This window comes from Variovorax sp. E3 (genome assembly GCF_016082275.1).
Classification (GTDB): Bacteria; Pseudomonadota; Gammaproteobacteria; order Burkholderiales; family Burkholderiaceae_C; genus Variovorax.
Genome location: NZ_MOWM01000254.1, coordinates 1 through 6,315 on the forward strand (window position 1 = coordinate 1; position 6,315 = coordinate 6,315).

Annotated in this window: 6 protein-coding genes and 3 pseudogenes; 4 read left to right on the plus strand and 5 right to left on the minus strand. The window is 70.5% G+C overall.

Annotated elements, in window-relative coordinates:
* The 3 genes and pseudogenes from BMG07_RS43680 to BMG07_RS39180 form a co-directional block, all read left to right on the plus strand.
* Window positions 1-182 (plus strand): annotated as a pseudogene (locus BMG07_RS43680) (putative FMN-dependent luciferase-like monooxygenase); the annotation flags it as partial.
* A gap of 168 nt (window positions 183-350) precedes the next feature.
* Window positions 351-1,010, plus strand: coding sequence for a CMD domain protein (locus tag BMG07_RS39175; RefSeq protein WP_198088997.1), 660 nt, complete (start codon window positions 351-353; stop codon window positions 1,008-1,010).
* Between the two features lie 8 nt (window positions 1,011-1,018).
* Window positions 1,019-1,638: pseudogene (locus BMG07_RS39180) on the plus strand (alkylhydroperoxidase domain protein).
* A gap of 28 nt (window positions 1,639-1,666) precedes the next feature.
* Here BMG07_RS39180 and BMG07_RS39185 read toward each other — a convergent pair.
* The 5 genes and pseudogenes from BMG07_RS39185 to BMG07_RS39205 form a co-directional block, all read right to left on the minus strand.
* Window positions 1,667-1,873, minus strand: coding sequence for a dodecin (locus tag BMG07_RS39185; protein WP_198088998.1), 207 nt, complete (start codon window positions 1,871-1,873; stop codon window positions 1,667-1,669).
* Window positions 1,874-1,936: 63 nt separating this feature from the next.
* Window positions 1,937-3,120: pseudogene (locus BMG07_RS39190) on the minus strand (cytochrome c).
* 1 nt (window position 3,121) lies between these two features.
* Window positions 3,122-3,919 carry an ABC transporter ATP-binding protein gene (locus BMG07_RS39195; protein WP_198088999.1) on the minus strand — a complete coding sequence of 266 codons (798 nt, stop codon included), beginning with the start codon at window positions 3,917-3,919 and terminating at the stop codon, window positions 3,122-3,124.
* Entirely contained in the window at window positions 3,913-5,019 is a 1,107-nt protein-coding gene (locus tag BMG07_RS39200) for an ABC transporter permease (RefSeq protein WP_198089000.1), read from the minus strand. The genes BMG07_RS39195 and BMG07_RS39200 overlap by 7 nt, the downstream gene beginning before the upstream one ends.
* Window positions 5,016-6,032, minus strand: coding sequence for an ABC transporter substrate-binding protein (locus BMG07_RS39205; RefSeq protein ID WP_198089001.1), 1,017 nt, complete (start codon window positions 6,030-6,032; stop codon window positions 5,016-5,018). Before BMG07_RS39205 ends, BMG07_RS39200 begins: the two co-directional genes overlap by 4 nt.
* 90 nt (window positions 6,033-6,122) lie before the next feature.
* Here BMG07_RS39205 and BMG07_RS43685 point away from each other — a divergent pair.
* The coding region (locus tag BMG07_RS43685) for a hypothetical protein (protein WP_269759848.1) at window positions 6,123-6,315 on the plus strand (193 nt) is incomplete at its 3' end.

The window sequence follows — 6,315 nt, forward strand, 5'->3', positions numbered from 1 at the left end:
GCGTGTTCGTGGCCGAGACCAGCAAGGAGGCGCTGCGCCTGGCCGACATCGGCCTGCGCCGCTCGGCCGCGCGCTTTGCCGCGTCGGGCCAGGTCGGCCTGGCGGACCGCGCCGGCCCGCAGGCCACGCTCGAGGAACTGATCGCCGCGTATGACGTGCACGTCGCTCGCCCGACGACGTGATCGCCTCGCTGCGCGCCGACAGCACGCTCGAGCGCGTGACCGACCTCGTGTGCCAGGTGCACTCGGTCGATCCGCCGCACGCGGCCATCCTGCGCTCCATCGAGTTGACCGCGACGGTGGTGGCGCCGGCGCTTCGCATTCATCCATCTCCCGAACTTCTGAGGCCGCATGAACGCCGTTGCTTCTTCTTTCTCTCTTTCTTCTTCCGCAGCCGCGGTGCCCGATGTGATCGACAGCCTGACCGGCATCGCGTCGGGCGATCACCTCGACCGCATCCGCCTGGGGCGCGAGCAAGCGCGCACGCATGCGCAGCAGAGCTACCTGTCGCTGTTCGCGCCCACGCCGCCCGTGGTCGGCGACTTCGACATCGCGGACCGGTTTGCGCTCGCGGCCTTTGTCGCGGGGCTGCATAGGCACGAGGGCGTGGTGCGCTTCTATGCCGCGCAACTGGCCGGGCAGGGCGCCCGCGCCGGCGTGGCCGATGCCATTGCCGCCGAGGCGGCACGTGGCGCGGCGCAGGGGCCGTATGGCAGCTATCCGGCCGGCCCGCTCAGCGCGGAAGACACGGCGGGCCCTGCGTATGCCGTGGGCGACGCGCACCGCGAACTGCTGGGCGAGCGGCTTTCGGCCGCGCTGGTGCACGCGCACCTGCTGGTGTTCCATCCGCGCGATGCGAGCCCGGCCCCGCTGCAGGCATTGCTCGACGCGGGCTGGTCCAGCACCGGCATCGTGACGCTGTCGCAGCTCGTGGCGTTTCTCGCCTTCCAGATCCGTGTCGTCACCGGCCTGCAGGCACTGGCGCAACGTCCCGCAACCCACGCCGCCTGAGCCTTGCCATGACCACCCGCGAATCGACCCTGACCCATCCCGACAACACGCACCCGAACGCATTCACGCAGGCGCAGCTCGAATGGCTGCCCTGGCTGGAGCCGTTGCCCGAGGCCGAGCTGACCGAGCGGCACTTTGCCGGCCTGGTGGACGCGGCGCGCGCCAAGTCGCCGTACTTCCGGTTGCTGGCGCGCGACCCCGACATCCTGGGCGCGCGCACCCGCACCGACAAGGACATCTTCTACAACCCCGAAGCCGGCCTGCCGCGCGCCGAGCGCGAGCTGTCGGCCGCCGCCGCCTCGCGCTACAACGGCTGCATCTATTGCGCGTCGGTGCACGCGCGCTTCGCCTCGCATTTCTCGCCCCGCAAGGACGACGTGCAGCGGCTGCTCGACGCGGGAGTGAACGTCGATCTCGGCGAGCGCTGGAACGCCATCGTGGCGGCGTCGGTCGCGCTGTCGTCCACGCCGTCGACTTTCGGCACGGCGCACATCGAACGACTGCGCGCCCAGGGGCTGGACGACCTGGCGATTGCGACGTGATCCACGGCGCGGCCTTCTTCAACTGGGCCAACCGGCTGATGCTGTCGCTGGGCGAGCCGCAGGAACCGGCGGCTGCAGCGGCCTGAGCGCCCGCCGCCGCGCCGCGTGACGGCGCTATTCGAGCGTGAAGCCGATCTTCAGCGACACCTGCCAGTGCGCGACCTTGCCGTCGACCACGTGGCCGCGCGTTTCGGTCACGGTGAACCACTGGATGTTGCGCACCGTCTCGTGCGCCTTGGCGATGGCGGTCTGCACGGCGTCCTCGATGCTGGTGGGCGACGAGCCCGTGAGTTCGAGCGACTTGTAGACATGGTTGGACATGGCGTCTGTCTCCTTCGGGGTGGATAGGCGAGGGGCCGGGGACCATCGTAGCCCCGTTGCGCCTCAATGAACGAAACCGCCCTTCACGAAACGCACGGGCTCGGCGTCCATGCGGGCGATGAGGGCGCCCAGGCCGTCGGGCGCCAGCGGCTGCGGGCCTCTGGCGCTTGGCGCCTGTTCGGTGCGGCACAGCAGGTCGTCGTCGCTCCATGCGCCCTTGCCGGGCTCGCCGCGCGCGCGCAGCCAGCCGTCGCGGTCGACGATCAGTTGCGTGCCCGCGAGCCGGTCGGTCGCGGCGATCAGCGAAAAGGCGGACCATGCGGCGGGTGAGTCGGCCACGCAATCGCCGGGCCGCTGCGCGCCGGTGTCGGTACTGGTGCCGGTGCCGGGCTCGAGGAACACGGTGACCATGCGCGGGTCTTCCTGAAAGCGCTGCTCGCCGCCGGCCGCCACGATGCGCAGGCGCTGCCCGCGCCAGCTGCTCAGCAGGCGCGGCGGCTTGCCGCTGCATTGCACCGTCACGTCGGGCGGTGCGATGGGCTGGGTCCACAGGCCGGCGCGCGCAGGCTTTCGCCGGCGCCCTGGGCCTTCATGAAATCGATCAGCGCCCAGGCGTCTTCGTCGCGCAGCGCCCGGCCGAAGGCGGGCATGGTGGGCGCGCCGCGCCGGTCGCGCATGCCGTTCATCACGTGCCACAGCACGTCGCCGTCGGCGCGCCGCCACAGCAGCGGGCCCGCGAGGTTGGGCGGCCACACCGGCTGCGAGGCCGCCAGTGGCCCTTGTCCGCGCCCGTCGGCGCCGTGGCAGGCCGCGCACTGCGCCGCATAAAGCACGCGGCCGCGCTCGATGCTGCCGGCGCTGAAGCCCGTGGGCGATTGCTGGAAGCTGGTCGGGTAGGCCGGCACCAGCACCACGTTGGCCGCGGGCCATGGCGCGAGCACGACGAGCAGCGCGGCCAGCGCCAGCAGCCCCGTCCGCACAAGGCGTCGACGGCGCCACAGCAGCGAGAGCAGCAGCACCAGCACGGCCGCCGCGAGCAGCACCAGCGTGAAGCCGAGCCGCCGCGCCTGGCCGAGGTCGATCAGCAGGTTCTCGCCCGAGAGCCGCAGCGCCCACGGCCACGCCGGCTGGCCGTGCGCCTGCACGACCAGGCCCAGCGTGTCGAGCACGCGCAGCAGTTGCAGCTGCGCGCCTTGCAGCAGGCCGATCAGCAGGTTGAGCCAACCGGCCTCGGGTGAAGCGTTCATGTCACCACGTGGCGTCGAGTCCCAGGTGCTTGAGCGCTTCGTGCCGCAGCTCGGCCAGCCGCGGGTCGCCGCGATGGCGCGGGTAGGGCAGCTCGACCACCAGCTCGGCCGCGATGCGCGCAGGCCGGTCGCTCAGCACGATCACGCGGTTGGCCAGGAACAGCGCTTCTTCCACGTCGTGCGTGACCAGCAGCGCCGAGAAGCCGGCGCGCTGCCACAGGTTGACCAGCTCGCTCTGCATCGCGAGGCGCGTGAGCGAGTCGAGCTTGCCCAGCGGTTCGTCGAGCACCAGCAGTTGCGGGTCGTTGACCAGCGCGCGCGCCAGCGCCACGCGCTGCGCCATGCCGCCCGAGAGCTGGTGCGGAAAGGCCTTGGCGAACTCGGTCAGGCCCACGAGCTTGAGCGCTTCGTCGACGCGGCCGCGCTGTTCTTTCAGCACGCCGCGCGCCTGCAGGCCGAGCGCCACGTTGTCCCACACGCTGCGCCAGGGGTAGAGCGTCGGGTCCTGGAACACGACGATGCGCGACGGGTCGGGCCGGGTGATGGGCTCGCCGTTCTGCGTGATGGTGCCGGTGGTGGCGGGCTCCAGCCCGGCCACCAGGCGCAGCAGCGTCGACTTGCCGCAGCCGCTGGGCCCCAGCAGCGCGACGAACTCGCCGGGGCGCACCTGCAGGTCGATGCCGTCGAGCACCTGCAGCACGCCGCCGGACACCTCGAACCAGTGGCTCACGCCGCGGATGTCGATGTGGGCGCCGGTGGTCGTTGGCGCCGGGGGAAGCACAGCGGCGTCGTTCACCATTTGACGGTCCCCTTCTGCCACGACAGCACGCGGTCGCGCACCTTGAACAGCAGCGTGATCAGGCCCGAGCACAGCGCCGCCATGACGAACAGCGCCGCATACATGTTGGCGTAGGCGGCCCAGCCCTGGGCCCACTGCAGGTACCAGCCGAGGCCGGCCTTCACGCCCATCATCTCGGCCGTGATCAGCACCGAGAACGAGGCGCCCAGGCCCATGAACAGCCCCACGAACACCTGCGGCAGCGCGGCCGGAATGGCCACGCGCAGCACCAGGAAGCGCTCCGACGCGCCCAGCGTGCGCGCCACGTCGTAGTAGCTCTTGCTGACCGAAGCCACGCCCGACCACGTGAGCACCGCCACCGGAAAGAAGGTGGCCAGAGCGACCAGGAACACGGCCGCCACGTAGCTCGACGGCGCGAAGAAAAACGCCAGCGGCAGCAGCGCCGAAGCCGGCACCGGCCCCAGGAAGCGCAGCAGCGGATGCACCCAGTACCCCGCGATGCGCGACCAGCCGATCGACACGCCCGTGACAAAGCCGATCAGCGCGCCCAGCACGAAGCCGTTGGCCAGCAGGCGCAGCGAGTACGCGGTCGACAGGCCCAGGCGCTGCCAGTCTTCGTGCACCACGTCGATCAGGCTCTGCGGCGGCGCGAAGAAGGGCGAGGGCAGCACGCCGAGCTTGGCGGTGCCGGTCTCCCACAGCGCAAGCACCACGGCCAGTGCCACCAGCCATTGGCCGGCGGGGCGCAGCGTGCGTGCGACCTTGCCCGCGCGGGCGGCGAGCAATGCCACGGCCAGCAGCAGCGCGGCCACCACCAGCGCGGCAATGCCGAACTCCTGGGTGAAGGCCCAGTCGCTGAAGCCGACTTCCTTGTTCGGCCACAGCAAGGTGAGCAGGCCCAGCCCGAGCCAGGCGACGGCCGCGAGCAGGCCGGTGGTCCACAAGCCGGCGGGGGTGACGGGGGCGGAGGGGCGCAGCACCACGGCATCGGCCGCCTTGGTGGCTGCGGCTGGCGGGCGCTGGGGGCGCGGTGCGATCGGTGAGGGGGCGTCGGTGTGCCGGCCCAGCGGCGCGTCGAGCAGTTGTTCGGCGGTCGTCATGCGAGCACGTCCAGCGAGACCTGGTTGGCGAAGCGGACCACGTCGGTGCTCTTCTTCAGGATGCCCGCGTTGCGAAAGTCGGTGGCAAAGGCCTCGACCTCGTTGCGCAGCGCCTTGCCGGCCGGGTGGTGCTTGTAGGTGAGTTCGGCGAGCAGCTTCTGCAGGTCTTCGACCGGTACCTTGGGCGCGTACCTGGCGTAGATCTTCGCGGCTTCGTTCGGGTTCTCCGACACGTAGTCCGACGCCTGCGCCAGCGCGCGCACCACGGCGGCGGCGCGCGGCTTGTCATTGCGCGCCAGCTCGCCGCGCGCGCCGACGATGCAGCACAGCCGCTCGGCGTATTCGCCCTTGGCGCTGTTGCCCAGCTCGGTGAACACGCCGGGGTTGCGCTTCTCGATCAGGAACACGTTGGGGTCGCCGTCGGCAATCAGCTGGATCTCGCCCTTCTTCGCGGCCACGTCGAGCAGGTCGGCAGGGTAGACGCGCCAGTCGACGTCCTTCTCGACGTCGATGCCTTTCTTGGCCAGATGAATGGCATAGAACTGCCTGGCCGGGCTGTTCTGGTCGGACACGCCGATGGTCTTGCCCTTGAGGCTGGCCACGTCTGCGGTGATGCCCGCGGCCCTGGCGCCGATCAGCCGCAGGCAGCCGCCGTGCACGCTGCCCACCACCTTCACGTCGAAGCCCGCCTCCAGCGGCTTGACCCAGCGGTGGATCAGGCCCACGCCCACGTCGGCCTTGGCGGTGGCCAGCGCCTCGAGCATCTGATCGGACGAGCCGGCCCAGTTGAGCAGCTCGACGTCGAGCCCGTTCTTTTCGAAGAAGCCGCGCTCCAGCGCCACGGGCACCGGCGCCAGGCAAAAGCCCGCCTGGCTCCAGGCGAAGGTGAGCTTGCGCGGCTGCGCGCGGGCCATGGACGCAAGCAGCGCGCCCGAGCCGACGATGGCGGCGGCCGCCCCGGCCTGCAGCACGCTGCGGCGCGAAGGCGGGAGGTGATCGAGAGGAACGGTCATCGGAAGCTTCTCCACCGGAAAATTGGAAGCGCCGAGTGTTGGCTCGCGAGGCGCGCGCCACCAACGAATGAATGCGGCTATGGATATGCGGTGAAGAAGAAACCGCTGCACGAACGCCCGCAAACGCCCGCGAACGCGGCGCGAAAGAACAAAAAGCGGATCAGCCTATGCGTTTTTCGTGCTTCGGCTTTGCGGATGCATCGCGAAGAATCGCTGTACTTGCCTTCGAGGGTGAGTTGTCTCCTCGTCGTATGCGTGGAAGCGACGTTCAAACGGGCCCTTG

Bases quoted from the DNA above. Each gene is read 5' to 3' on its own strand.
- BMG07_RS39200 (WP_198089000.1), bottom strand. From the start codon at position 5,019: ATGACGACCGCCGAACAACTGCTCGACGCGCCGCTGGGCCGGCACACC.
- BMG07_RS39205 (WP_198089001.1), bottom strand. From the start codon at position 6,032: ATGACCGTTCCTCTCGATCACCTCCCGCCTTCGCGCCGCAGCGTGCTG.
- BMG07_RS39195 (WP_198088999.1), bottom strand. From the start codon at position 3,919: ATGGTGAACGACGCCGCTGTGCTTCCCCCGGCGCCAACGACCACCGGC.
- BMG07_RS39185 (WP_198088998.1), bottom strand. From the start codon at position 1,873: ATGTCCAACCATGTCTACAAGTCGCTCGAACTCACGGGCTCGTCGCCC.
- BMG07_RS39175 (WP_198088997.1), top strand. From the start codon at position 351: ATGAACGCCGTTGCTTCTTCTTTCTCTCTTTCTTCTTCCGCAGCCGCG.